The organism is Enterocloster bolteae, from assembly GCF_002234575.2.
GTDB lineage: Bacteria > Bacillota > Clostridia > Lachnospirales > Lachnospiraceae > Enterocloster > Enterocloster bolteae.
On the sequence record NZ_CP022464.2, the window covers coordinates 5,922,295 to 5,947,835 of the forward strand.

Genomic DNA, 25,541 nt, shown 5'->3' on the forward strand with positions numbered 1-25,541 from the left:
ATTTCAGGAGAATTGCCTTATGAATCAGACATCAGCCTTATCCCCGGTAACAGAAGACTACGGCGCTGCCCAGATACAGATACTGGAGGGGTTGGAAGCAGTGCGCAAGCGCCCCAGCATGTACATCGGCAGCACGTCCTCACAGGGGCTTCACCACATGGTATATGAAATCGTGGACAATGCCGTGGATGAAGCTCTGGCAGGCCACTGCACCCTGATTCAGGTATACCTGAACAAAGACGGCTCTGTAACGGTCCGCGACAACGGCAGGGGAATTCCGGCGGGAATCCAGACAAAAACAGGACTGTCCGCCATCCAGGTGGTATTTACAGTTCTCCATGCCGGCGGAAAGTTCGACGACAGCAACTATAAGGTTTCAGGAGGCCTTCACGGTGTGGGGGCTTCTGTAGTCAATGCGCTGTCCTCCCATCTGCATGTGCAGGTGGACCAGGACGGCTTTTCCTACGCCCAGTCTTATGAACGCGGCATACCTGCAGCCCCTGTAAAACAACTGGGTCCGTGCAGTCAGGGGACCCACGGCACCACAGTGACCTTTATGCCGGACCAGGACATTTTCCCTTCCATTGCCTGGGACAGGAATATTCTGGAGGAACGGCTCCGGGAGACAGCGTTCCTGACACAGGGTCTGGAGATATCCCTGTACGATTTGCGGAGGGACCCGGCCGGCGAGGCAACCTGTCCGGTGACCGCCTGGTCCCGTACCTTCTGTTTCCAGAACGGGCTTAAGGACTTTGTATCCTGGCTGGAGCAGGACGGTGAACCCCTTTATACAGGAATCATTTCCGGCCGCCATGAGACAGATAAGGTGCAGGCGGAATTTGCCCTTGTGCACAACTCCTCCTACAGCGAGCAGCTCTTAAGCTTTGCCAATAACATTTCCACACCAGAGGGCGGCACCCATGTGACGGGTTTCCGCCAGGCGCTGTCCAGGGCAGTCAATGACTATGCCCGAAACGCAAAGCTTTTAAAGGACACGGATTCCTCCCTGAGCCGGGACGAGCTCTCCGAGGGTCTGACCGCGGTCTTAAGTGTACGTCTCCAGGACGCCCAGTTTGAAGGCCAGACAAAGCAAAAACTGGGAAGCAGCCATGTGCGCCCGGTGGTGGAGCAGATGGTGTATACACGTCTCACGCTGTTCCTGGAACAGAATCCCGCGGCGGCAAAGGCCATATGCGACAAGGCCATGTTAGCCAGGAAGGCCAGAACCGCTGCCAGAACCGCCAGGGAAATGGCCCGCCGCAAAACCGCGCTGTCCGGACTCTCCCTTCCCGGCAAGCTGGCGGACTGTTCCAGCAAAAATCCCGGAGAATGTGAGCTGTTCATCGTGGAAGGCGACTCGGCAGGCGGATCAGCCAAGCTGGCCAGAAGCCGCGAAAACCAGGCGGTTCTCCCCCTCCGGGGCAAGATACTCAATGTGGAGAAGGCGTCCCTGGACAGAATCAGCGCCAACGCGGAAATTAAGGCCATGATTTCCGCCTTCGGCACAGGCATACTGGACACATTTTCCCTTGAAAACCTGCGGTACAACAAAATCATCCTTATGACTGACGCGGATGTGGACGGCGCCCATATCACCACGCTTCTGCTGACCTTCCTCTTTCGGTTCATGCCGAAGCTGATCGAGGAGGGACACGTATTTTTGGCCCAGCCCCCTCTTTACCGGGTAGAAAAAGGAAAGAAACTCTGGTATGCTTATAGTGACAGCGAGCTTGAGCAGACCATAAACGCCATCGGGCGGGACGGCACCTACAAAATCCAGCGCTACAAGGGGCTGGGAGAAATGGATGCCGGACAGCTCTGGGAAACCACCATGGACCCCTCCAGGCGCACGCTCCTGCGCATAACCATAAATGACATGGAAATGTACCATGAGACCTGCCAGACATTCTCCATCCTAATGGGAGACGAAGTGGAGCCCCGGAAAAATTTCATTCTGGAACATGCGCAGTATATTTCCATGCTGGATATCTGATAAAGGGGGATTTTGCCTTGAACCGGGATGATTTACAGCTTTTCATGACCATACTGGAAGAAAATAATCTAATAAAGGCAGCCGAACAGCTCTACCTCTCACCATCCACTGCCGGATCTCGGCTGAGAGCCATGGAGGAAGAGCTGGGCTACCCGCTTTTTGAGCGCAGAAAGGGAGTCAAGTCCGCCCTGCCCACATCCAGGGGACTTGCCTTTTCCCATATCGCGTCCCAGATGCTGGCCCTTTGGAATGAAGCGGACCAGATAGGGGGAATGAGCGATTCCCCCTTCCTGACCATTGCCACAGTGGACAGCTTTCTGGACTATAATCTGACGCCGTTTTACAGGGAGCTCATATCCCTGCACGGTTTTTCCCTGGATATCAAATGCTATCCCGCGGACATGATTTACTCCCTTGTAAGCAGCAAACAGGCTGATGTGGGATTTGCCCTCTATGACATCAGCACCCCCCATGTAAATGTGACCCCTCTCTCAGAGGATGACATGGTGCTTGTGGTTCCGGAAGGCTCCGGTCTGATACCTGCAGAGGATTGTCCTGCTCAACCGGTTCATCCGTCCGTCCTCCCTCCTGACAGGGAGCTTTTTACCGGCTCCTCCGCCAACAGCAACATCGGATGGGGTCCCCAGTTTAAGCTGTGGCACGACCGGTATATCAGATCCGGCTCCCGACCCCTGGTGACAGCCACCAGTATTTCCATATTGAATGATTTCCTGGAAGCCAGGGATTACTGGACCATCATGCCCTCCACCACGGCCATGGGACTAAAAAAGCAGTACCCTGTCCGGATACTGCCCCTGTCACCGGCTCCTCCCCGGCGTACCCTCTATATGCTGAAACATAATACCCCTTCCAGGATATCGCTGGAGAACATGACTCTCTTTACGGGATATCTGAATGAGTATCTGGACAGGAAAAATTCGTTAATACTGTAATTGTTGCGAAACAGCCGTTTAGATACCAAACACATGCCTGCAGAATTCCAGCGCACCCTTTGCATCCCTGTCCAGTGCTTCCTCAGAAAGATCCGGCACCATGTCTCTCCATACCTTTATCTCAGAACCGATGGTCCCTCCCTGCATGACAAAAGGTTCCATGACAGCGGCTCCCTGATAGTTAATATCACGGAGCGCCTGCCCTATCTCAGCCCATGGCAGGCTGCCTTTTCCCGGCACCAGGCGGTTCTGTTCTCCCAGATGGAGATGTCCCAGCCTGTCTCCCGCCTTGCGGATTGCATCAGCCATATTTGTCTCTTCAATATTCATATGGAAAGTATCCAGCATGATTTTTACATGGCTGCTTCCAATCTCATCGACAAAATCAATTGCCTCTTCACAGGTATTAAGAATATACCCCTCATAGCGGTTCAGTACCTCCATTCCAAGCACCACGTCACATTCCTCCGCTGTTTTGGACAATTCCCTCAGATTCCTGACAGCCCTGGCCCGGTCTCCCTGCTTGTCATTATTAATGGTAAAATCCACGGGCCAGTAGGAATATAATCCCCCTCCCAGGATATGGATATCCATTAACTGCAGCTTTGGAAGCAGGTCCTTGAAGAATGTCATGGCCCGTCTCACTGCCTCCGGGTCTTCTGAACACAGATTTTCTGCTTTAGTAGGTCCATAACCAGCTGTTAGAACAAGCCCTTTTTCTTTGGCGTATTCACGTAGCTCAATCAGCTGTTCCTTGGTTGTGTATACATCTCTGAGGGCTGCACAGGAAATTTCCAGGACATCAAACCCCAAAGCAGACACCTTATCCATATACTTCTTATAATCAGCAAACCATTCCTTCGTCCAATAAGCAAAATAAATACCATATTTCATCCCAGCTACCTCCTCTTTAAAATACCTCAAACAAATGTTCAAAAAACTTCTCTTTATTAACCTTCATGGCTACTCTATGACGCCCATCGCTCTTTTTCTTCCAGTAAGTGAATCCTGAAAGCAAAGAGCTGTCTGTTTCTATGAATAAGTCCCCCTGTTCAAATAAACACACATCATCGTGAAACAGGGAAACTGCTGCCAGCGGGTCATGGAATGTGACTCTCTCTTCATCCTTAAACCACTCTCTGGCAATATCTAATACTGGTTCCAGAATCGGGTGGCGGAACAAACCTTCCGCTTCCTCCGGCTTCATAATTAACTGACTGGTCACATTCAAACCGCAGGTAATGTGTTCCCGCACATCTGCCCCATATACAATCTTTGTCGCGTGAGGGTCGATAAGTGCGTTATTTTCAATAACTCCCTTACTTCCCAAAACAATAACATCACTCTTTTCCATAGCGCTCATGGTCTCGCCTGTATTATCGTATCTGGTATATGTAGGCGAGCCGCACATAAGCACAATACGTTTTAACAAGGAAGCAATTTCAGGGTCCATTGCAAAAAGCAGCCCCACATTGGTGAGAGGGGCAATACATACCAATGTAATCTCCCCTGGATTCCTTCGTATTGCATCCTGCATGAACGCAACCGCACGGTTAGCCGGAAAATCCTTTTGATGTTCCCATCTGCTGAGTACCTTTTTCTGCGGTGCATACAACTCAATCTGGGGAACAAAAATAGGATTTTCACATCCCGGATAAATAGGTATGTCTTCCCTCCCCGCTATGCGGCACAGTACGCTTGCCAGCCTTGCCCGTTCTGCCGCCTCTCCGGTAACGGTGGTGATTCCCATGATTTCCGCATCCGGATTAGCCAGCAGATATGCCAGGGTAATGGCATCATCCACCTCTGTACCGATATCCGTGTCCAGTAATATCTTTTCTCTTCCCATATGTATTCTCCTTATGATTCCGGAATCCATCTGTATTAAATCATAAATCGCTCATTGGCTACATACAGTTCCCGGAAGACCCTGTACTGTTTTTCATAAAGACCCACATGCTCTGGAATGGGCTCATACACCTTTTCACGAAAACTAACAAACCTGCGGGCAGCTTCCTCTATACTGTTAAATATCCCGCACCCGGTTCCTGCCAGAATACAGGCACCCAGACAGGCCTGTTCATCCACTTCACAAACCTTTACCTTTTTATTGAATACATCCGCCTGTATCTGCAGCCATACATCACTGTGGGAACCGCCCCCTGAAGCAATGACAGTTTCGCACTGGATCCCCAGCTCCTCAAAAATAGTCAGCGAATCTCTCAGACTAAACGTCACTCCTTCCATGACGGCCCGGGTCAGATAACGTCTGTCCTGACATAAACTGAGACCAAAAAACATTCCTTTTGCACTGGGATTCATATGCGGTGTCCTCTCTCCGGACAGATATGGGAGAAATATCAGACCTCTGCAGCCCGGATCTATCTCCTGGGCCATGTGGCTCATGCTGTTGAAATCCTCTATGCCCAGCACTTTATTTTTCAGCCAATTTAAGGACATTCCGCTGCAAAGAGTAGCTCCGTATATAGTGTATGCCTTATCCAGGGCATGGCAAAAGGTATGGGTCCTCAGCTCTCTGTCATATTTTGCTTCCTTTATATAAGCGGATATCTGGCCCCCGGTACCTATATTTGAGATGACCTCACCTTCCCTGAATACTCCATTTCCAATGCTCTGGGCCATCTGGTCCCCGCTGCCATATACAACCGGAATTCCTTCCTTAAGTCCGCATTCTTCATGGCATTGTCTGGTAACTGTCCCTGCCACCTCCATGGACTCTTTGCAGACAGGAAATATCTCCTCGGGAAGTCCAAACTTTTTAATGATACCAAAGGCCCAGTCTCTTTTAGCTGTGTCAAACAATGCGGTAGCCGAAGCATCCGTCACATCCGACGCCAGATTGCCCGTCATCCTGAATCGGATATAATCCTTTGGCATCAGGACTGCCCCGGCTTTTAGCAGCACTTCCGGCTCATGCTCTTTCAGCCACATAAGGGACGGGAAGGCAAATCCGGTAAATGCCCTGTTTCTAAATATCTCTCCCATTTCCCTGAAATCCAGCACGCTGTTAATGGACTCCAGTTCTTTTCTGGAACGCTGGTCCAGCCATAGAATAGCTGGCCTAAGAGGCTTTCCCTCACAGTCTGCCACCACGATTCCATGCATCTGACCGGAAAAACCCACTGCCTGAATCTCGTTGAATTCCTGTTCATTTTTATCTCTCAAACGCCCCAGTACCTGTTTTGTCTCCAGCCACCATGTCTCCGGATTCTGCTCCGCATACCCTTCAAATGGTATAGATACCTCATAAGGGCTGCTCTCTACCGAGATAACCCCTTTGACGCTGTCTAAAAGCATGGCTTTCACGCTTGATGTCCCCAAATCAATTCCCAGAATAACTGACATATTTCATCCTTTCCGGCGAAAGATTAATCTTTCATCTTCTTGATATAGTCAATAAATACAGCTATGAGGACCACTACACCCTTTACCACATACTGCCAGGAGGAATCAATTCCAAGGATATTCATTCCATTGTTCAATACTCCGATTACAATACAGCCAATAATGGTCCCGCTGAGGCGCCCAACACCTCCGCTCATACTGGTACCTCCCAGTACAACGGCTGATATGGCATCCATCTCCGAACCTTCTCCTACATTAAACTGTGCCGAGAAGGTACGGGCAGAACTCAGAATACCTGCGCAGGATGCAAAGATTCCCATAATCACAAATACTGTCATGGTCACTCTTCTGGAATTAATGCCTGAATAAGACGCGGCCTGCTTGTTATCTCCTACCGCATAAATATTCCTTCCAAATTTTGTCCTGTTAAGTATGAGACCCGAAATAACAATGACTACCAGCATGTAAACAAATTGGATTGGCACCCCTCCCAAAATTTTACCACTTCCAATAAAAGTAAACAATGGGTCATCTACTAATATTGTAGTTGCCTTGGTATATATGCGGGCAAATCCCCGCCCTATATTCATCATAGCCAAGGTCACGATAAAAGGAGGTATAGTGGTTCTGGATATTACAAACCCATTAAACACCCCTACCAGGGTTCCTGCGCAGATGGAAATAGGAATAGCTATGATAGATGGAACTCCCACATTGGTAATCAGCCCGCAGCAAAGACATCCGGATACCGCTATAACCGAACCAACAGAAAGATCGATTCCTCCCAATATGATTACCATAGTCATTCCGCATGCCAGAATCACATTAATGGATATTTGCCGCATGATGTTGGAAAGGTTTCTCACTGTACAAAATGAGTCAGTCATGACACTCAGCAATAGACAAATGATTAAAAGGCCAATGATAATTCCGCCATTATATTTAACTGTTGAAACCACATTCCTGCCAAAACCAGGCAAAATGCCGTCACTCTTTTTTGCTTCCATTTTATCCTCCTGTTTTGAAACTTATGCGCCTATCTCAGTAGTGGCCAGAGTCATAATCCGCTCCTGGGTCAGTTCATCTCTGTTTAAAATGCCTGTACTGTATCCATTGCACATAACCAGTACCCTGTCACTCATATTAATAATCTCCGGAAGCTCCGAGGAAACCATAATGATTGACATTCCGCTGGCTGCCAGCTGGTCGATAAGCGCATATATCTCGGATTTTGTCTTTACATCCACGCCTCTGGTAGGCTCATCCAATATAAGCACCGACTGGGTGGAACACAGCCATCTTCCGATTAATACCTTTTGCTGGTTCCCGCCGCTGAGCTTTCCCACTACCTGTTCCGGCCCCGTGACACGAATATGCATATCGTTTATCTTGCCTTCAACGATGCCTTCCTCTGCCTGCCTGTTCCAAATGAAATGCTTTAGAAATCTGGGAACCACGTTAATCGTTGTATTAAACCGCACACCGGACTGTAAAAATAATCCCTGTTCCTTTCTGCTCTCCGGGACCATACCGAATCCATTGGCCATGGCCTCCCTTGGATTCCTAAAATCCACTTCCCTGCCTTTGAACCTGACAGTTCCTCGGACCTTTCTTCTGATTCCAAAAAGGCATTCCACCGTTTCACTCCTGCCTGCCCCTACCAGGCCGGACACTCCCAGGATTTCGCCCTTTCTCAGGTCAAAGCTTACTTTCTTGACCATTTTGCCGTCAGACAGCTCCTTTACCTCCAGGACCACTTCATCCTTTGCATTGTCATTCTTCGTATAATAACTGGCCAGGTCGCGGCCTACCATCATAGCAATGAGCTCGGCCCTCTCCGTCTCCTTCATCCTGACTGTACCCACATGTTCCCCATCCCGAAGCACCGTGGTTCTGTCCGCAATATCATATAGTTCATTGAGCCTGTGGGATATATAAATAATGGATACCTTCTGTTCCTTTAATATGCGGATCATCTCGTAGAGGATATCCACCTCCGCATCTGACAGCGAGGAAGTGGGCTCATCCATTACAATTATTCTTGAACCGAAAGACACTGCCCGTATGATTTCCACCATCTGCTGCTGGGCAATGGTCAAGCGGTCCAGCCTTGTATCAGCCTTTAGCTTTATTCCATAATGGTCCAGGAATCTCTGTGTCTCGGCTTCCTGCCTGGCCAGGTCCACAAACCCCCCAGCCTTTTTCTGTTCCCTGCCCATAAATACATTTTCCGCTATGGTCATGTGTCTGGCCAGCATCAGTTCCTGGTGGATAATACTGATACCATTATCACGGGCATCTGCTACATTATGTATCTGAACTTCCCTGCCGTTTATGAGAATACTGCCGGCGTCTTTGGTATAAATTCCGCCAAGAATCTTCATAAGGGTCGATTTTCCGGCACCGTTCTCTCCCAGAAGAGCATGGACCTCGCCTTCCTCAACCGTCAGATCCACATCCAGCAGCACCTTGTTGCCGGAAAAACTTTTTGCTATGTGTTTCATTTCCAAAACCGCACTCACCATTGGCACCCCGCTCTCTTCATGCTATATAATAAAGGGAGGCTGGCCCGAAGCGCTCCTAAGAACACTCCGGGCCCACACTGTACTGTCACGTTCCCGCCAGTCCAGCATCAAAGGCCTCCACCTCACCTACTGCCAGTCTGACTTGTTATACTGGTCGATATTCTCAGGTGTTACCGCAAAGGATGGAATCTTGATTTCGGACTCATAGGATTCGCCATTTAAAATCTTATACGCAACCTCTGCGCTCTTTTGTCCTATACCGATTGGGCTCTGGGCAGCAGTACACTTCCAGATTCCGTCCACTCCGTCCTTTGTCATGGCTGCCTTTGCTTCGGGTCCTGCATTGACACTGTATATTTCAATCTTGTCGCCTGCTGTTGTGATAGCGGAATAGGCACCCTGTGCGCACTCATCATTAATGCAGAACACGGCGGTCAGGTCACTGTGGGCCTGCAGTAAATCCTGCATTACAGTCAGTCCCTTCTCAGGTTTTGCCCCTGCATCCATCTGTGCCACCACTTCAAATAAACCGTCAGCCGTGACTGTGTCCACAAATCCCTTGGCCCTGTCAGCAGCGGCAGCTGATGCCGGGAAATCCAATACAGCTACTTTTCCGCCTTCAGGATGATTCTTAATCAATTCTTCGCCTGCAATCTGTCCGCAGGAATAGCTGTCGCTCACTACAAAACAGTTCACCTTAGAAAGGTCACTGACAGCTGAGTCAAAGTTTACAATGGGGATACCCGCGTCATTAAGCGCCTTGACCGCTGCCGCTGACGCCGCTGCATCTGATGGATTATAGAATACCAGGTCGCATCCCTGTGAAATAAAATCCTCAATTACACCCAGCTGGTATGCGCTGTCAGCTTTACCTTCCACGTGGACGATCTCATCCCCATTGGCTTTGACCACTTCCTCAACACCACTGTAACAAGCATCAAAGAAAGAGCCTGCGCTCATTTCTGTAAACCCAAATTTATATTGTTTCTTCTCTTCTGTACCTGCTGCTTTTTCCGTTTCGTCTGTCCCTGCACCTTCTCCGGTTTTCTCTGCTGTACTTTCTGCTGCCGGTGCTTTGGCAGCCGCGGCCGTTGTATCTTTAGCTGCAGACCCTCCACATGCTGTCAAGCTGGCTGCCATCATAGCTGCAAGAACAACTGCTAATGTTTTTTTCATGATTTTTCCTCCTCCAAAATAATCATTTTTTGAATATATTCATTAATTGGATTAATTAATAAGTTGAGTTTATATTACAACAGATCAGATATTTTGTCAATAAGTTTTTAAAAATACAGCATTCCAATTTTATTATTTGCTATTTTGCACAAAAACAAGGCTGTGGTTTGTGCACTTTCACAGACCACAGCCTCTTTTATGTATCGTCTTCACACGCCTAATTTAGTCGTCTCTTTGATTACTCTCAAAATATGTTAACGGATGATTGAAAATATCATTTATCGCCACAATTGCCGCCCCATGTGCCATAGAATCATTGCTAACTACGCTCATGGTTATATTCATATTGGCATAAATTTCCGGCAGCACCCGTTCCTTTACATTGCTCTTAACCCTTTCCAACATGACGGAAGGAAGGATATGGGACATTTCATCTCCTATTACGATGACTGATGGATTAAAACTGTTGATGATATTCACGATTCCAACAGAAAGTTTATCACAAGCATCCAGAAAAATATCCGTAACCACCTGGTCTCCATCTCTCAGGAGCTGGGATACCTGACGGAAATTATATTCTATTTCAGGTCTTAATACGCGGTTCACCTCTTTGGTAAACGCAATGGATGAACAGTAATTTTCCAGACACCCATAATTGCCGCATGCACATCTGGGTCCATTGTAACAGATAGAGGTATGTCCCACCTCCCCGGCAACACCGATGCAGCCCTTCAGCAGCTCACCATTATTGATGATACCGGCACCAACACCCTGCCCAACCGCAATATATACAACAACTCCATTTTTATAATCCTCATCATTATGCCAGTACTGGGCCAGGGCACCTGCATTGGCATCCTGTTCCAAAAAAACCGGTATTTTGAAAATATCCTGCAGTTTCTCCTGTATGGGAATTTCATTCCATCCCAAAACGCCTGTCATCAGCTCAATCCGCCCTCTTTTTTCACTGTAAGGACCGGGTATGGCCATACCTATGGCTATGATTTTCCTGGATTCAGACGATCTGATGAGTTCTCCGGCCTCATGGATTATGGCTTCAAAGGTTACCCTTGGAGGCTGGTTCACATCCAGCTCCACCCGCTTCTTATCCAGAAGCCTGCCTGACAGATTGAAAATACCTACCGTATAATTTTTTCTGGCAAGCCTTATGGCTAAAACTCCAAAGTCATCGTTATTAATGGAAATACCTATGGATCTGCGCCCTTTGTTTCCAACTAAAAATCCCACCTCTTTTACCAGGCCCCAGTCAATAAAATCACTGACAATATTAGTCACCGTGGCCTGTTTTAACTGGGATAGGTTTGCCAGATGGGCTCTTGCACAAATTCCTTCCTTCCTGAGAAGGTTAAGGAGCAGCGTACGGTTCATATCCTGTATATTCTCCTGATTAAAACCCCTTATACTTCTGTTCATACATTCTCCCTATTCATTAATTGATTTTAATGAATTAATCCAATTAATATATTCATCATACGTTGCCACGAACCGATTGTCAAGACAAAAATAAGGAAGAGGGGGGATTTATTATCCGGCCTCTTCCTGCTGCCTTCACTGCAATTTAAACTCAAACACTCCGTTTCTTCCTCATCCGAATCCCAATCAGCTCCTTCACATCATCCAGCACTTCCCCGTTCCTTACCTCTATCATCATCCATCTCCCCCCATTAAAGGGAGTAGTATCATGATACAGCTGCCGGACATACGCAGTGCAGCCGTTCAGTGCCAGTTCTGCCTCCGGTGCTTCCTTTGCCCCCACTGAAATCATGCAGATAAAATACCCTTCCTCTGGATACAATGTACAGACTGCCCTGGAACCCTTCTTATACTTCACATTCCAGCCTCCCTGCATGGAGCATCTGCTGTACTCAATCCTGGGGGATATATGAAAGGTGTCCTCCAGCCACGCCAAAAGCGGCTGCCAGCAGGGACTTGCTATATACCTTCCGATTTGCTCCATGTCCGGCTGCCTGTGAGCCGGGTATGCCTCCATCCATGTCATTGTGTACCTTCCTTTCGTTATGCCGGAGAACGAAGGGAGACAGACCCGGCCGTGATGAAACCCCATCATAACCGGCGCGTCTGCCGGTCCGGTGCCGTGTGCCTCCGTATCATATATCTCATATATCTGTCATTTCAAAATTATATCACATATAAAATGACATCTGTATGTCATGTTTTTCCTGCATCAGGCCCGGTACGGTAAAAGGGCATCTCTGCAAATATCCGGGACTGGCCGTCAATCTCCTCCATAATGGCCCTGCACTGTTCTGCAATCCTGCTCCGTCCCTGTTCCATGCCGTTGTACTCCAGGCGCTCCGGTGTCAGCCGGCGGCTGGCAATAGCATAATCCACGCGCCTTCTGCAGCTGCATTTTCCTCCTGCCAGACCGCAGTATTCCCCCAAAAATGCCGCCATCTTTTCCCTTATCCGCGATAATCTCTTTCTGTACGCGGCCGGTGATATTCCCAGAATCTCTCCCGCTACTGCGCTGTCCAGCCGGAACATGGTTCCCAGAATAAAGATACATCTGCTTTCCCCGTCCAGACACTGAAGCATTACATTGGTGCAGGACAATTTCAGTTCTTCTTCCAGAATACCGCGGTCCACTCCGCCTGTCATATCCGGCACATCCTCTTCCCTGCCGTTAGCTATGTCTTCCCCGTAATACTCGAAACTCAGAGGATGGTGGCTGAACATATGCTTCCTGTACGCAAGCACATGATTTACAGCAACACGGAACACCCAGGTGCTAAACCGGCTTTCCTTCCTGAAATCAGACAAATGGGTCATTACTTTAATCAGTATCTCCTGGCATGCATCCTCTGCATCAGGAACCGTTCCCAGCATACGAAGGGACAGGTTAAACACCATGTCCTGCACATCTCCCAAGAGTTCCTCCAATGCGTCCCTGTTCCCCGACGCTGCCAGGTCAACCAGCCTTTCCATATCATACTTTTCCTGTTTCTCCATAGCTTTCCGCCTCCTTTTATAAAGTTAGAGGGAGGACACTGCTGGTTTGTGACATATATTTATAAAATTTATGTAATTTATGAAAGAATTTATTCATCCCAGTCCGATGACCGGTATATCACCGGCTTCCCAGCCGCCGGACACCATGCTCCGATATCACCATATCCATCAGCTGGTCGTGGGGCTCCACAGGTATATCCGCACGCATGATCCGTTCCCTGCATATGACCGCCTTCACGGCCCGGGTCCTGACCAGATAGCGGTCATAGTACCCGCCGCCGTACCCCAGACGCCTGCCGTCATGGCTGCATGACATACATGGCACAATGGCCAGATTAATTTCCTCCGGCTGTATGACCGGCGCCTCTGCACCCGGCTCCAATATACCGTACTTTCCTGCCTCCAAATCCCCAAGGCTCCTGATTTCACGAACTTCCATGATCCCTCTGGCCGTACACTTGGGAACACCCACCCGTTTTCCCTTTCTTAATGCATCCTCCAGTATGGGCGCTGTGTCAATTTCTCCGCTGGTTCCCACAAAGCAGAACAGAGTCCCCGCCTGCTCATATTCCGACAGCCCCGCCACATGGCTGAATATCTCAAGGTCCGCCTCCTTTGTATAACCTTCATCCAACGCTACTGCAGCCGCTTTTATCTCCTGGCGCAATGCCTTTTTCCGTTCTTCCAAATCCATAGATGTTTCCCCTCCCTGTTGGTATTTTCCTAATTATACACTTCCCCATATAGGAAAACAACCACCCGAAAGACCGGCTTGTGTTTTTTCTTATTACCGGATACAATGGTATCAAACAGACGTATGAAACAGAGGAGGGTTTATATGGACATCAATCTTTCAACCCTGGTAACAGGCAGGGAGGTTTCGCTTAAGGACATGCTGGATGCCAGGGAGCACCGGCAGGAGGTCCAGAGAATGCTTCTGTCTGAACATCACCTGCCTGTCATCTCCTTTACCCTGAATATTGTAGGACCCGTCAAGGTATTCCCTCTGGCTCTGCGGACCTTTCACGAAGGCATCCGCCTCATTGAAACCCAGTGCCATGCATGGAAAATCCCCATCATTGCCACCTATTCCACCACATCCCATGCGGGACATGAGTATTTCTGGGCAGTAGACGGGGATGCCCGGTTTATAAAAGAAAATCTCTGCCTGCTAGAAGACTCTGTTGCCCTTGGCAGACTGTTTGACATCGACGTGATTCAGACAGACGGAATGAAGATATCCCGGACAGACCTGGGATTTTCCACCCGAAAATGCCTTATCTGCAACCAGGAGGCATTTGTGTGCAGCCGTGCCAGGACCCATTCCGTAAAGGAGCTGCTGGAGCAGGAATGCCAGATCATGACTAATTATTTTGCGAAACAGCATGCCAGGAAACTTTCCTCCCTGTCCATGCAGGCGCTTTTATACGAGGTCAGTGTTACTCCCAAACCGGGACTGGTAGACCGGAACAATACAGGAGCCCATCAGGATATGGACATCTTCACTTTTGAGGCCAGCGCCGTGTCACTGAATCACTACTTTGAACAATTTGCCCTCTGCGGGATTGAAAACGGACACGAACCATTTTCCCGTATCTTTTCCAGGCTCCGCTCCCTGGGCATACAGGCTGAGGAAACCATGTTCCGGGCTACCAACCAGGTAAATACACATAAGGGGCTTATATTCTCCCTGGCTATCATGAACGGCGCCCTGGGCTACATGTATGCCAACCACATTCCATACTCTCCGGACGCCCTCCTTAAGATAAACAGGAAGCTGGTGGCAGACGTGCTTGAGGATTTTAATGATGTGACGGTTGAAAATGCCCGCACAAACGGAGAAAGACTTTATGCCCTCTATGGCATGAAAGGAGCCAGAGGCGAGGCCCTGTCAGGTTATCACACAGTCTTAAAGAAAGCTCTTCCTGTACTGAAACATCAGCTGGACAGGGGCCTCTCCCTCAATGACGCTGGCGCTGTGACCCTGTTATATATCATTGCCCACTCAGAGGATACCAATATTGTAAACCGATCCTCCTATCATTCCATGAAGAAAATCCAGGCCCTTCTTCGTGAAACGCTAAATGACCCGGAATTCATAAACAAGGACCCGATTCCTTATATTGAATCATTGGACAGGGAATTTATTAAAAACAATATAAGCCCCGGGGGCAGCGCCGACCTGCTGGCCCTTACCTTCTTTCTTTATCTGTTTGAAAACTCAGGGCTTTCTTCTATTTTATAGACCACATACCCTGCATCCTTAACAGCCTGTTTAAGCTCATTGTTTCCGTACTCCTGTTTCATCCGCACCAGGGCCTCGCCTTTTTCCAGGTCCACCTGGGCCCACACTCCTTCCAGGCTGTTGAGTGCATTTTCCACATGGCTGGCACAATTACCGCAGGACATACCGTCCACCTTGAGAAGCCGTGAATAGGGGTAATGGGACTTATCCTTATCCCTGACTTTCATTTTTTTCACCGATGGCTGGGAGGAGGCCCCGCAGCACCCGGAGGTTAATTTTTTGGCGTAGCTCTTGATTCCAATGATTGCAATGACAATCAGGACCGCGCATATAATGGCTGTTGACATAATATCACCTTCCTTCTGCTTGGCTAATGAGTCGTTTATGTGATAAGATTAGCATTGACTAACCAAAATGTCAATTCCTTCCTTATATAATATTTTCTATAATACTTATCTTTCCGCTTTTTCTATCCCAAATCTTCCCATACCAAAACAAATGTGTCCCGGAAGCCAGCCTTCTATAATAAAAGGCAGCATCCAGGACACCTATGCTTACGCTGCGGGCGCCGGGCCCGCTTATATTTTATCTGATTATCTTACCGCACAGCTATTTCTCTTTCATCAAAGCCTTCACAAGGGCAGCCCCTGCAAACAGCATAATGAATATAAAGGGGAATGCCGCTGCAAGCGAAATGGTCTGAAGGGGTTTCAATCCTCCCGCAACCAGAAGTCCCACAGCCAGAAGAGACTGTACAACGCCCCACAGCACTTTTCTTCCGTTCTTCGGATTCAGATCTCCCTTGGATGAGAACATGGCAAGTACAAAGGTACCGGAGTTTGCCGAAGTAATGAAGAATGTACATAACAATATAAGGGATACCACGCACAGAATCATTCCCAGAGGATACTGTCCCATAACAATGAACAGTCCTGTCTCAGGCTTGCTTGCAATATCCGCCAGCTGGGCAACGGAAAGTGTACCGTCCATACCCAAATGCAGTCCCAGGCTTCCCATAATGGCAAACCAGAGGATGGACCCCAGGGCCGGTGCCAGCACCACGCCTGCGATGAATTCCCGAATTGTCCTGCCCTTGGAGATACGTGCAATAAAGGATCCCACAAATGGAGCCCATGCAATCCACCACGCCCAGTAGAACACTCTCCAGGCTCCCACCCAGGTATTGTCTCCATAATTGTTGATCATGAGGCTGTCCCCGAAGAAGTTCTGCAGATACTGCCCCAGTCCGTTTGTCAGGTTGTTAAGAATCTCAAGTTTTGGCCCTACCAGGAATGTAACAGTGATCAGGCCAATGGCAATATATAAGTTAGCGTCGGAAATGATCTTAATGCCGCGGCTGATGCCGTCAACAGCAGACCAGATGTAAATAACGCTTATTACCGCAATGATAATAATTTGAATCACCAGGGTCGTGGGAATGCCGAACAGGTAGTTAAGACCTGCATTGATCTGCATAACGCCCAGTCCAAGGGAAGTAACAACGCCCGCTACTGTGGCGAACACTGCCAGTACGTCGATGGTCTTTCCCACCCATCCGTTGATTCCCTTTTCACCGATCAGGGGTTCAAATATGGAACTGATAAGGCCCGGTTTTCCCTTGCGGAACTGGAAATAGGCAAGGCCCAGTCCAATGATACAATAGTTTGCCCACGGATGAAGTCCCCAGTGCATGTAGCTGGACCGTATGGCAAAGTTTGCAGCGGCTTCCGTGCCAGCCTCAATTCCGGGAATCGGATTTGAAAAATGCGCCAGAGGCTCAGAGATTCCCCAGAATACCAGACCCACACCCATGCCAGCCCCAAACAGCATGGCAAACCAGGATACAGTGGAATATTCCGGCTTGGAGTCATCCGGTCCCAGCTTAATCTTTCCCCATTTACTGAACGCAATTGCAACGGAAAAAATAACAAATGCGGTCATGGCCATAAGATACAGCCAGCCGAAATTATTGGTCAGAAATGAATATGCAGCATTTGAAACAACTGTAAAGTTGGCATTAAAGGCAACCGCCCATATTGCCATGATAATGGTTATTGCTAGTGAAACTACGAATACCTGATTTTTGTCTTTCATATAGGCCCTCTCCTTCTCCTAAAAGCATGCGGACAGCCGACAAAATGATTCTGGACAGCCAAACAAAAGCTCTCTTGAAAACATAAGCTCCCAAGCAAACACAAATGCCGCCTGACAGGCCCCCCTGCCAGGCGGCACACAAAGCCACTCATCATTCATGGCATACAGAACCGTATTTCGTACCGCCCTGTATCCTAGATTTCTACTTTGAAAATCGTCTGCTTTTTAATATCTGTAGCCAGTGCATCCAGCGCTGCCTCCACTCTGGAGCGGCGCAGCAGATGCTGCTCCTCCTTGGAGGTGGAAGGATTGCCAAGAGGATAAGGTATGGATATAGTTGGTACCATACGGTTTACGCCAACCGTCTGGGCAACCGGAAGAAGGTTGCACATAAGTACAACAGGGAAACCTGCGCGCTCAAATTCTTTTACCATCGTTGACCCGCAACGAGTACAGGTCCCTCAGGTGGAGACCATGATGACGGCGTCCACATGGTCCTCCTTTAGAAGCGGTATGATTTCTTTGGCCATTCTTCTGGCCTCTCCCTGTGTGGTTCCGGTTCCTACGGTTGAATAGAAATAATCGTGGAGAGAACCATATTTGCCCTCATTCAGGAATTCCTTCATAACATCCACAGGCATAATGACGTTGGGGTCTGCGTTGGCAGCCGCCGGGTCAAAACCAGCGTGGATTGTCTTAAACTCGCCGCCTGCTAAGCGGTCCATCTTGGAAATATCATATCTGCCCCAGCGTGTTGCAGATGCGGACTGAATCCTGTCCGGATTGTCCACAGGAACAATACCGCCGGTGTTGGCCAATGCGATCCTGGCATGTTTTAAGTCCTTAAGAGCCGGTGCAATGGGTACCAGGTCCTTCTTGGGAATAATCAGCTCAGACTGATAGGGCTGTCCTGTAGCCTTGGCAATGAGCATATCCACTGCGCGGTCTGCTGCTGCCACGCCGTCCTCGCGCCATACCTGGTGGCGGATTCCTCTTGCATAGTAGCCCTCTGCATCCGGTCCCTCCGGTGTCTGGCCCTTTAACAGCTTATCAGCCAGCTTTACCATGGCGCCTGCATCCTTCTTCATGCTGGCTGCGGAATGGCTGCCTGTCATGACGTACATATCCTTCTTAAACATCTCAACACCGGGGTTCTCCGCGTGCATGGATGTGATGACCGGTACGCCGAACCTGGCGGAAACCGCCTTTCCAATCTCACCGCAGGCAACTCCGTAACGGCCTGCCTGGAAGGCTGGTCCGGCCAGGAAAAGATCAAACTCCCTGCCCTCTAATGCGGTCAGAATCCTCTCAATGGCTTCATCCCTGTGTGTGCTCATAAAGTTGTCACCGCAGATAATGGTGGTGGTAACCTGGGCGTCAATCTCTGCCAGCATCTGGTTGATGGCTGCTGTGGGTCCCATGACGCCGTCTCTGATTTCCGGTTCATAATCAGCCTTGTCTTCGCCGCCAATGCCTGCAAAGAACTGATTGATATAACAGATAACGTTCTTCATAACGAAACTCCTTTCACTGATTTTCCTAAAATTCCCTGACAGTCTTGGTGGACCAGCCGATAATCTGGTCTCCGCAGAACATGGCGTTGTTTTCCATGATGATGGATCCATCCGGCCTGACAGACGGCCCTAAAATCTCATCCCCGGCCCAGCCTCCTGACAGACCGTCCCTGGCAAGGGCTTCCAGCTCGCCGATTACCTCCGGCATAGGAGGAAGTTCAATCAATTCAGAAACATTACCGGTAGAAACAATGGCGTCTTCCTTCTCATCCATGGAAACCAGGGGATCGGACTTGCCGTCACGGCCTGTACACTCATTTGTAAGGCCTACCGTCTTAACGCCTGCGTCCTCCAAAGCCACGATGCAGCCTGTAAAGTCAGCGTCCGGATTGCCGTAGCCTTCCTCAGTCACAAGGGCAGCGTCTGCTCCAAGGGACTTCGCAATCTGAGCCACAAACAGAGCGGAACGCTCCTTCTGCTCCAGGGCAACGTTCAGGTTTGACATAATCACTCCCAGGAAGTTAAGGGTCTTGCCGTGCTCCTTGTACAGCCTCTTGATGACTGGACAATTCTGGAAATCATAGGTTGCCCACTTGGAAGAGCATGGCATAAAGCTTCCGGAAATCATAGCTCCGTCCAACACCTCGTTGGGGTTCATGAAGGTGGGAAGCATATGGTTGCAGTCCCATCCATAGCAGAGATCGTTGTAACCCATCTCCTCCATCTGGGACTGAGGCTGCATCACGTACACGACGGATGGAAGCTTCTCCGTCTCAGGCGCTCTCCTGATAACCGGCTCCAGCTCGTAGCTTTCAACCTCTTCCGGCTCCATATCCTTTACACAGGAACCAATGTACTCGGCAAGTTTGTGAACTGCCTCCCTGATGGCCCTGTTTTTCTTCTGCTGTTCCCGCTTCTCAAAATCCTCGTCTGTATCTGCAACCAGCACAAGATTCTTAAGCTGGGAGAAATATGTATATTTAGCGCCTTCCCCTCCCATATCAATGAGTCCGTCCTGGAAACCTCCCCAGTGTCTTCCAACAGCCAAAAGGCTCATATCCTTCAGGCAGTGGGTCCTTCCGTCTCCGGCCTGTGACAGTGGTCCTGTGTAACCTGGGAACAGTGCGTCCCCATTTACCTTTACTCTGCACTCTACCGCCTCTTTAACAGGTACCAGTCTCACCATGTCACCAGGCTTTACTATTCTTAAATCTGCCTCCGTGATGTGCGGGTCTCTCTTGACAAAGGCAAGGCAATCCTCTTTGTCTACCGTAAGGATACCGTTCTCATACTTGGTTTTGTCACCAAAAACGATGTCCTTCACATAAAAATTACCGAGTTCCAGCTTCATAAATGAACTACTCCTTTCTTATAGAAATTTTCTATAGTTCTGGCTCTTAACAGTTAATATTTTAACATTAACTGCCTGGTTTGCAAGGCTTTTTGTGCATTTTGACGATTTTCAGAACATTGTTGGATAATACCATGGTAACTTTATGCATCATGTAAGGGACTCGATATTTTCAATCCATTCCCTCTGTATCTCAAAACATACCCCCAATTCGTCTGCCGGTGAATTGGGTTTCAGTTCAAATACCCGGTCCCAGCTGGAAATAATTCTCTTTTTCAGCATGGGATAATAATTGCCCAGAGACTCTGTGACAAGAGCCATTTCATTTTCAATCCCGTATCGTTTCAGCTCCTCGTTAAACGCGCGCTCATCCTCCAGGTTTAACGGCACATACATATAATTGACCCTGAACCCCCAGGCATACTCAGAAATGACATGAACCTTTTCCCGGGGTATCCTGAGGGTGAAGCAAACCGTATCCTCTGTGTTCCTCAGCCTGTATTCATCATGCATGGACAGCCATATGGGAAGAGAACACCCCTTCGGAACATCAATTCTCTCCCTGCACCGTTCAGCAAACCACCGGTAAAGTTTCAGGTAATACTCTGAAATAGAGTCATTTTTCATCCTGATATACTCCTCTTTAACCCGGTATTCCCCCGTTTTTTCCAGCTCCTCCAGCACCTTTTTGGACTGCCTGGTGTAAACCGTATAATATCCGTTTGCTGTCTCTTTGCTCATATCAATTCCTCCTGTCTGCATCACCTATATTCTGGCTTCATAAAAAATGAGCCGCGGAAATCTCTTCTGACAGCCGCGGCAGTTCATATTGTTTCTGATGTTTTTCTATCTGGCATTTGCCAGATAATCATGACCCAGTGTATCGCTGGCATATATACCTACGATGACTTCCACATCACGCTTAAACTCCTGGACCTTACCCTCGATTTCATCCGGTTCCAGACCATAATCCAGAATCTCCTTCAGGTACCCCTTATACAAAAGGCAAACCATCCGGTTCATATTCATGGCATTCCCCATGGTAATAACGCCTGCCTGGGCACAGCGCTCCGCCATGACCATATCACGCTCAAACAGGTCCGTGGACTGGAGCATGACCTGAAGATATGGGCTGACTATATTGATTCGTTCCGGAAACATATCATAGTATTCACGGATGGCTGTGGTCAGGTTCCGGCTGGCCGCGCTGAAAAATATGATATCAAAGGCCTGGGGATAGCGGAAGGCAATACGGCAGTAGCATTCCCATATGCCAATGTGCATGTCCCAGATATCACGCCACTCCTTCTCATGGACATTCAGCTCCTCCAGGTACTCATCCAGATACCCCAGGTTGGCATAATAAAGCAGTTCCTCCACATTCTCAAAATACCGGTACATGCTGGTGGTGCTGCACTGGAATTCCTTGGCCATCCTGCGTATGGAAATGGCCTCAGTCCCCTCGTCCCTGATGATTTCCAAGGCCCTCTCTATGTAAACCTTTCGGTTTAAATCCTTAAAATACTTTCTCCTCACCCGTTCATTTTCCACTGAAACCATCCCTTTCTTCTAAAGCTGAATGGGAATTAATTCCCACCACATCCTCTTGTCTGAGCTGCCATACGGCGGCTCCCAGGTTAGTCTGTTCCGTATTGTCTATGTCAAATATGCGCTCCCAACTCTTCTTGATTTCTGACTTCAAGTATGGGTAGAAGGCGGACTGAAACACTTCCCAGTAAGTGGACACACCCATCTGGTTCATTTTCTGTTCAAAGCGGGCCTCGTCCTCCTGCTCCTTCCCCACATAGGAAAGATTCAGAACCCTTTGCCACCTTTCACGGTCAAACAGCACCACCCGTTCCCTGGGAACAGACAGTTCCAGCAGATAACTGTCCGGAGACAAATACACCCAGCCTGGGTCGAAAAAAAGCCAGACAGGAGATTCAGCTCCTTCGGGCGGTTTGACCATGAGCCTGGCCCTCTGTTTAAAAAAGCCATACGCCTCCTTAAACACCCAGGCGCTCTCCTCATATTTCTTGTCAATAAATTCCATCTTTACCTGGGAAAATCCATTCTCCCTGATACAATCAAGGACTGCATCTGTCTGAGCTGTCCACAAATGCAGCATGGAACCCGGGCTGAATCCATCCTCCTTATTATTCCTCAGCATATCAACCTCCATAGGCATATTCCTGACTTTAAACTATATTTTCAGTGTACATTGTTTTATAATATTTGTCAAAAAGAAAACGAAATCCCTTCCCGGCATTGTCCAATGTTCTACCATATGTCCCTATTTCATACAGTATAACAGGAGGTGCATATGAATATTTCACTAACAATAGCCGGGATACTGTGCGTATCCATACTGGGGACCCTTCTCCATTTCACCTACCGCTGGTCCGGCCGCAATCCCCTCATCGGCCTTATCGCTCCTGTCAATGAATCTGTGTGGGAACACATGAAATTGCTGTTTTTCCCCATGCTCCTGTTTGGACTGTGGAACTTAAAGGGAGTGACCGATGCCTGCCGCATATCTGCTTTTCACGCAGGACTGCTCATGGGGACGCTTCTGATACCGGTACTGTTTTACGCCTATACAAGCGTGCTGGGACGTAACTTCCTGGTATTGGATATCGCCCTGTTTTACATTTGTGTAATTGCTGCCTTTCTCATATACCGCGGATTGTCAGGGAGCTGTCGATTGGAAAAATACAGCCATGTGACATCCATGGCCGTGTTTCTTTTATTGATTTGTTTTCTGCTGTTTACTTATTTTCCGCCGGGATTTTCTATTTTTAAGGATCCGGAGAGGTGACAGAGCAGGACAGATCCATGATGGCTTGCTGAAGGTGCGGCGATGGTATGACAGCTTTTCCGGAATTATAATGCGATTAAATACTGACCGGAATGGTGCTTTGAAACGGCCCGGTATTGCCCGTAACAGGACTTCAAAATAGTTCGTTATCGTCCAATTTGAAATGTATAAACAGTCTGTTTTCCACAGAACATATATGCTGATTTGCGTAAGTTAATGCCCGCCATATATACTGCATAATCTTATCATACAGTACATCTGACGGGCATTTCCAATTCGTCTTTTATGCAGATCATAATGACGTTATACACGGGAAATACAGGTCTTATACAGGTGTTATATTCTCATAATTTGAACCATTCATATCCGTCAAACCAGCCGATTTATTTTACCGGACCGGCTCATATTCCATGGCAGAATCCTGTCCGGCAGACTCCACTTTGAATATGACAGGCCGCAGTCCGTCATTGCAGCTGCATATGGCGACTCCCGGCTTTCTAATCCAGTTTCCATAATAAAACAGTTCATTTCCCGTACCATGGACCAGGGAAAATACATACGGATGAATGGCTATCCATGCCCCATCACAAAACCCTTCTGGCTTAGCATAATCCACATAAAATATCTGCCCCTCCTTCATCATGGGACAGGCAGTAAGGCCCTCTGCTCCGTATTCCCGGGCCAGCTCTTTGTCCAGGGTGGTTTTTAAAACAGTTATCTTTACTTTACTCATGTTCTCAACCTCCTTTTGTCACTGCGGTTTCCCGCTGATATAATATCAAGGCAGCTTAAGACATCTAATGTCGCTTTAAGCCGCCTAAACTGACAGTATCAATAAAATGGGAACGGGTTATCTTTACTTTCCGCAACTGCTCCGACATACCCTCCCCATCTTTTTTCTCCTCGTGCACATTATTATATTTACAATCAATCATTTGGTTCCCTGATTCTGATTAACTCTATTTTGCCTCCACAGGTCAACCGCTCCGCCATAGACTTCACACCCAAAATTTCCGTATTGGTATGACTTCCCACAAAGAGATTCATCCCGCAGAATCCGGCATATTGCTGTGAATACAGGGCATATTCCCCTGTCACATATGTATCACATCCCAGCTCCACTGCCGTCCTCATATCACTGGTCATATTGCCTCCGCCCGCAGCCACAGCTATCCGGCAGACCGGCCTGTCGTTATTCCGATGACAGCGCACATTTTCCTGCAATATATGAGAAAGGCTCGCCGCAAAAGACTCAAAATCCGTGGGAACAATTTCACCGGCAACACCTCCATAATACTGCTCCCTGTATGGCATGACCTTTTTACAGCCCTTCATCCCCAATGCCTGGGCCAGCGATGCGCTTGTACCAAAATCCGCATCGTCTAACGGTGCATGAAAAAAGGCATGTGTCATACCGGCTTCCCGAAGCATTTTATTACAATGTTCTTTCAATCCATATATAAATTCCCAGGAGTCATGGTGGGTAAGAAGAAAATCCACCCCTTTTTCCCCGGCTCGTTCTATGATTTCCCCGGTAAGATTTGTGGCATATCCAATGCACTTAATATCCCTTTCCGTTTCATTAAAAAATCCCCATTCTTCCGGAAATAAATGCAGTTTGTCAGAGTCAAACATACTCAGAAGCTGCTCTTTCAGGTATTTATATTCCATTGTTTTTTCTGTTTCTCCTTATAGTTATATTTTATTATTCTTCGCTTTATTGGGATTTGTTTCTTTATTTTGTTCCGGTTTATCTTTCTTGTTCGCTTTGGTTTATCATTCTTATTTGCTCCAGTTTATTTCTATAGTTTGCTTCAATTTATCTTTCCTGTTCGCTCCGTTTTATCTCCCTGACTTTATATATTTTAACATTAATTCCCCATTTCCCGTACGTCCGCACAGACTATTAATTCGCATCATGACCTGAACTTTATCACGCTCAATATTGGTCTCTCTATACTGTTCACTGTCCCTGTTTACAACCACTTCTTCTATTCTTCTGTCCGTGGAAAACTGAACCTTATAAATACAAATTCCAGTCCAGCTCCGGTGAATATACAGGATATTATTTTCAAAATATTCAAACCACTTATCCTCCATTTCACATGGAATATGACCATTTTGAAGTGCGGAAAATTCACCTTCTGTCAGACCAATATCAATTGAAAATGACGCTGTTTTCTCCGGCATATCCAGTGTTTTCCAGTCTGATTTTATGGCTTTATTCATAGTAATTATACCTGCCTTTCAGTGCTTTTGATAACTCTTGAATTACCAGGATTAAATGGATCATTACACGCATTTTCATCCCTTTGCATTATGATTGAAACGGCATTTTTTCGCCAAATAAGAATAGTTGGTGATAACCGCTTTTTCTATTATTCTTCCCAGGTATATCCTCCACCCCACACCGGCAGAGGCATTGGAAGTACCTTCTTTCATATAGTAATAAAACATCCGCCCATTGCCAAATTCCGGGGTACAAACCGCCTCTTGCTCAAGTGCCTCCAGGTCC

The 25,541-nt window shown here is 48.0% G+C and carries 24 protein-coding genes; 4 read left to right on the forward strand and 20 right to left on the reverse strand.

Annotation, left to right across the window (positions count from 1 at the left end):
- Positions 1-19 precede the first annotated feature (19 nt).
- Together gyrB and CGC65_RS27450 are read left to right on the forward strand one after the other, a co-directional pair.
- Complete coding sequence (gene gyrB, locus CGC65_RS27445) at positions 20-1,993, forward strand: DNA topoisomerase (ATP-hydrolyzing) subunit B (protein WP_002566771.1); 1,974 nt, start codon at positions 20-22, stop codon at positions 1,991-1,993.
- 17 nt (positions 1,994-2,010) lie between these two features.
- On the forward strand, positions 2,011-2,946 hold the full coding sequence (locus CGC65_RS27450; RefSeq protein WP_002566772.1) for a LysR family transcriptional regulator: 936 nt from the start codon (positions 2,011-2,013) through the stop codon (positions 2,944-2,946).
- A gap of 18 nt (positions 2,947-2,964) precedes the next feature.
- On the opposite strand, the gene CGC65_RS27455 is transcribed toward CGC65_RS27450, so the two are convergent.
- The 10 genes from CGC65_RS27455 to CGC65_RS27500 form a co-directional block, all read right to left on the reverse strand.
- A complete protein-coding gene (locus CGC65_RS27455) occupies positions 2,965-3,840 on the reverse strand; it encodes a D-psicose 3-epimerase (protein WP_002566773.1) in 876 nt (291 codons plus the stop codon).
- A gap of 16 nt (positions 3,841-3,856) precedes the next feature.
- A complete protein-coding gene (locus CGC65_RS27460; protein WP_039896791.1) occupies positions 3,857-4,795 on the reverse strand; it encodes a nucleoside hydrolase in 939 nt (312 codons plus the stop codon).
- A gap of 35 nt (positions 4,796-4,830) precedes the next feature.
- Entirely contained in the window at positions 4,831-6,312 is a 1,482-nt protein-coding gene (gene xylB / locus CGC65_RS27465) for a xylulokinase (protein ID WP_002566775.1), read from the reverse strand.
- A gap of 23 nt (positions 6,313-6,335) precedes the next feature.
- On the reverse strand, positions 6,336-7,319 hold the full coding sequence (locus CGC65_RS27470; RefSeq protein WP_002566776.1) for an ABC transporter permease: 984 nt from the start codon (positions 7,317-7,319) through the stop codon (positions 6,336-6,338).
- A 21-nt stretch (positions 7,320-7,340) separates the two neighbouring features.
- Complete coding sequence (locus tag CGC65_RS27475) at positions 7,341-8,837, reverse strand: sugar ABC transporter ATP-binding protein (protein WP_002566777.1); 1,497 nt, start codon at positions 8,835-8,837, stop codon at positions 7,341-7,343.
- Positions 8,838-8,963: 126 nt separating this feature from the next.
- Positions 8,964-10,013, reverse strand: a complete 1,050-nt coding sequence (locus tag CGC65_RS27480; protein WP_002566778.1) for a substrate-binding domain-containing protein — start codon at positions 10,011-10,013, stop codon at positions 8,964-8,966.
- Positions 10,014-10,235: 222 nt separating this feature from the next.
- Positions 10,236-11,447, reverse strand: coding sequence for an ROK family protein (locus tag CGC65_RS27485; protein ID WP_002566779.1), 1,212 nt, complete (start codon positions 11,445-11,447; stop codon positions 10,236-10,238).
- Between the two features lie 151 nt (positions 11,448-11,598).
- On the reverse strand, positions 11,599-12,033 hold the full coding sequence (locus tag CGC65_RS27490; protein ID WP_002566780.1) for a DUF3788 domain-containing protein: 435 nt from the start codon (positions 12,031-12,033) through the stop codon (positions 11,599-11,601).
- Positions 12,034-12,203: 170 nt separating this feature from the next.
- On the reverse strand, positions 12,204-13,004 hold the full coding sequence (locus CGC65_RS27495; RefSeq protein WP_002566781.1) for an RNA polymerase sigma factor: 801 nt from the start codon (positions 13,002-13,004) through the stop codon (positions 12,204-12,206).
- Between the two features lie 118 nt (positions 13,005-13,122).
- On the reverse strand, positions 13,123-13,698 hold the full coding sequence (locus tag CGC65_RS27500) for a 5-formyltetrahydrofolate cyclo-ligase (RefSeq protein WP_002566782.1): 576 nt from the start codon (positions 13,696-13,698) through the stop codon (positions 13,123-13,125).
- Positions 13,699-13,842: 144 nt separating this feature from the next.
- On the opposite strand from CGC65_RS27500, the gene citG reads away from it, so the two are divergent.
- Complete coding sequence (gene citG / locus CGC65_RS27505) at positions 13,843-15,249, forward strand: triphosphoribosyl-dephospho-CoA synthase CitG (protein WP_002566783.1); 1,407 nt, start codon at positions 13,843-13,845, stop codon at positions 15,247-15,249.
- Here the strand turns inward: citG and CGC65_RS27510 are convergent.
- The 7 genes from CGC65_RS27510 to CGC65_RS27540 all read right to left on the reverse strand — a co-directional run bounded on the left by CGC65_RS27510 (position 15,210) and on the right by CGC65_RS27540 (position 22,378).
- Positions 15,210-15,596, reverse strand: a complete 387-nt coding sequence (locus tag CGC65_RS27510; protein WP_002566784.1) for a heavy-metal-associated domain-containing protein — start codon at positions 15,594-15,596, stop codon at positions 15,210-15,212. The two genes, citG and CGC65_RS27510, sit on opposite strands and share 40 nt — an antisense overlap.
- 262 nt (positions 15,597-15,858) lie before the next feature.
- A complete protein-coding gene (locus CGC65_RS27515; protein ID WP_002566785.1) occupies positions 15,859-17,343 on the reverse strand; it encodes a glycine betaine uptake BCCT transporter in 1,485 nt (494 codons plus the stop codon).
- Positions 17,344-17,537: 194 nt separating this feature from the next.
- Entirely contained in the window at positions 17,538-18,968 is a 1,431-nt protein-coding gene (locus tag CGC65_RS27520) for a glycine/betaine/sarcosine/D-proline family reductase selenoprotein B (RefSeq protein WP_465220245.1), read from the reverse strand.
- Positions 18,883-20,208, reverse strand: coding sequence for a glycine/sarcosine/betaine reductase component B subunit (locus CGC65_RS27525; RefSeq protein WP_002566787.1), 1,326 nt, complete (start codon positions 20,206-20,208; stop codon positions 18,883-18,885). Before CGC65_RS27525 ends, CGC65_RS27520 begins: the two co-directional genes overlap by 86 nt.
- 150 nt (positions 20,209-20,358) lie before the next feature.
- The gene (locus CGC65_RS27530; protein WP_002566788.1) at positions 20,359-20,949 is read right to left on the reverse strand and encodes a DUF3841 domain-containing protein; all 591 of its coding nucleotides are present in this window, start codon (positions 20,947-20,949) and stop codon (positions 20,359-20,361) included.
- Positions 20,950-21,054: 105 nt separating this feature from the next.
- Positions 21,055-21,768, reverse strand: a complete 714-nt coding sequence (locus CGC65_RS27535; RefSeq protein ID WP_002566789.1) for a TetR/AcrR family transcriptional regulator — start codon at positions 21,766-21,768, stop codon at positions 21,055-21,057.
- On the reverse strand, positions 21,749-22,378 hold the full coding sequence (locus CGC65_RS27540; RefSeq protein ID WP_002566790.1) for a DUF3841 domain-containing protein: 630 nt from the start codon (positions 22,376-22,378) through the stop codon (positions 21,749-21,751). The genes CGC65_RS27535 and CGC65_RS27540 overlap by 20 nt, the downstream gene beginning before the upstream one ends.
- A 153-nt stretch (positions 22,379-22,531) precedes the next feature.
- On the opposite strand from CGC65_RS27540, the gene CGC65_RS27545 reads away from it, so the two are divergent.
- Complete coding sequence (locus CGC65_RS27545; protein WP_002566791.1) at positions 22,532-23,026, forward strand: DUF6512 family protein; 495 nt, start codon at positions 22,532-22,534, stop codon at positions 23,024-23,026.
- Positions 23,027-23,414: 388 nt separating this feature from the next.
- On the opposite strand, the gene CGC65_RS27550 is transcribed toward CGC65_RS27545, so the two are convergent.
- The 3 genes from CGC65_RS27550 to CGC65_RS27560 form a co-directional block, all read right to left on the reverse strand.
- On the reverse strand, positions 23,415-23,759 hold the full coding sequence (locus CGC65_RS27550) for a TIGR04076 family protein (protein WP_002566792.1): 345 nt from the start codon (positions 23,757-23,759) through the stop codon (positions 23,415-23,417).
- A gap of 194 nt (positions 23,760-23,953) precedes the next feature.
- A complete protein-coding gene (locus CGC65_RS27555) occupies positions 23,954-24,697 on the reverse strand; it encodes a Nif3-like dinuclear metal center hexameric protein (RefSeq protein WP_002566794.1) in 744 nt (247 codons plus the stop codon).
- A 171-nt stretch (positions 24,698-24,868) separates the two neighbouring features.
- Positions 24,869-25,255: a hypothetical protein gene (locus CGC65_RS27560; protein WP_002566795.1), complete on the reverse strand. Its 387-nt coding sequence runs from the start codon at positions 25,253-25,255 to the stop codon at positions 24,869-24,871.
- Positions 25,256-25,541: the final 286 nt, after the last annotated feature.

What these genes read in the sequence shown, in the direction of transcription:
- gyrB (WP_002566771.1), top strand. Translation starts at nt 20, where the DNA reads ATGAATCAGACATCAGCCTTATCCCCGGTAACAGAAGACTACGGCGCT.
- CGC65_RS27455 (WP_002566773.1), bottom strand. Translation starts at nt 3,840, where the DNA reads ATGAAATATGGTATTTATTTTGCTTATTGGACGAAGGAATGGTTTGCT.
- CGC65_RS27460 (WP_039896791.1), bottom strand. Translation starts at nt 4,795, where the DNA reads ATGGGAAGAGAAAAGATATTACTGGACACGGATATCGGTACAGAGGTG.
- xylB (WP_002566775.1), bottom strand. Translation starts at nt 6,312, where the DNA reads ATGTCAGTTATTCTGGGAATTGATTTGGGGACATCAAGCGTGAAAGCC.
- CGC65_RS27470 (WP_002566776.1), bottom strand. Translation starts at nt 7,319, where the DNA reads ATGGAAGCAAAAAAGAGTGACGGCATTTTGCCTGGTTTTGGCAGGAAT.
- CGC65_RS27475 (WP_002566777.1), bottom strand. Translation starts at nt 8,837, where the DNA reads ATGGTGAGTGCGGTTTTGGAAATGAAACACATAGCAAAAAGTTTTTCC.
- CGC65_RS27480 (WP_002566778.1), bottom strand. Translation starts at nt 10,013, where the DNA reads ATGAAAAAAACATTAGCAGTTGTTCTTGCAGCTATGATGGCAGCCAGC.
- CGC65_RS27485 (WP_002566779.1), bottom strand. Translation starts at nt 11,447, where the DNA reads ATGAACAGAAGTATAAGGGGTTTTAATCAGGAGAATATACAGGATATG.
- CGC65_RS27490 (WP_002566780.1), bottom strand. Translation starts at nt 12,033, where the DNA reads ATGACATGGATGGAGGCATACCCGGCTCACAGGCAGCCGGACATGGAG.
- CGC65_RS27495 (WP_002566781.1), bottom strand. Translation starts at nt 13,004, where the DNA reads ATGGAGAAACAGGAAAAGTATGATATGGAAAGGCTGGTTGACCTGGCA.
- CGC65_RS27500 (WP_002566782.1), bottom strand. Translation starts at nt 13,698, where the DNA reads ATGGATTTGGAAGAACGGAAAAAGGCATTGCGCCAGGAGATAAAAGCG.
- citG (WP_002566783.1), top strand. Translation starts at nt 13,843, where the DNA reads ATGGACATCAATCTTTCAACCCTGGTAACAGGCAGGGAGGTTTCGCTT.
- CGC65_RS27510 (WP_002566784.1), bottom strand. Translation starts at nt 15,596, where the DNA reads ATGTCAACAGCCATTATATGCGCGGTCCTGATTGTCATTGCAATCATT.
- CGC65_RS27515 (WP_002566785.1), bottom strand. Translation starts at nt 17,343, where the DNA reads ATGAAAGACAAAAATCAGGTATTCGTAGTTTCACTAGCAATAACCATT.
- CGC65_RS27525 (WP_002566787.1), bottom strand. Translation starts at nt 20,208, where the DNA reads ATGAAGCTGGAACTCGGTAATTTTTATGTGAAGGACATCGTTTTTGGT.
- CGC65_RS27530 (WP_002566788.1), bottom strand. Translation starts at nt 20,949, where the DNA reads ATGAGCAAAGAGACAGCAAACGGATATTATACGGTTTACACCAGGCAG.
- CGC65_RS27535 (WP_002566789.1), bottom strand. Translation starts at nt 21,768, where the DNA reads ATGGTTTCAGTGGAAAATGAACGGGTGAGGAGAAAGTATTTTAAGGAT.
- CGC65_RS27540 (WP_002566790.1), bottom strand. Translation starts at nt 22,378, where the DNA reads ATGCTGAGGAATAATAAGGAGGATGGATTCAGCCCGGGTTCCATGCTG.
- CGC65_RS27545 (WP_002566791.1), top strand. Translation starts at nt 22,532, where the DNA reads ATGAATATTTCACTAACAATAGCCGGGATACTGTGCGTATCCATACTG.
- CGC65_RS27550 (WP_002566792.1), bottom strand. Translation starts at nt 23,759, where the DNA reads ATGAGTAAAGTAAAGATAACTGTTTTAAAAACCACCCTGGACAAAGAG.
- CGC65_RS27555 (WP_002566794.1), bottom strand. Translation starts at nt 24,697, where the DNA reads ATGGAATATAAATACCTGAAAGAGCAGCTTCTGAGTATGTTTGACTCT.
- CGC65_RS27560 (WP_002566795.1), bottom strand. Translation starts at nt 25,255, where the DNA reads ATGAATAAAGCCATAAAATCAGACTGGAAAACACTGGATATGCCGGAG.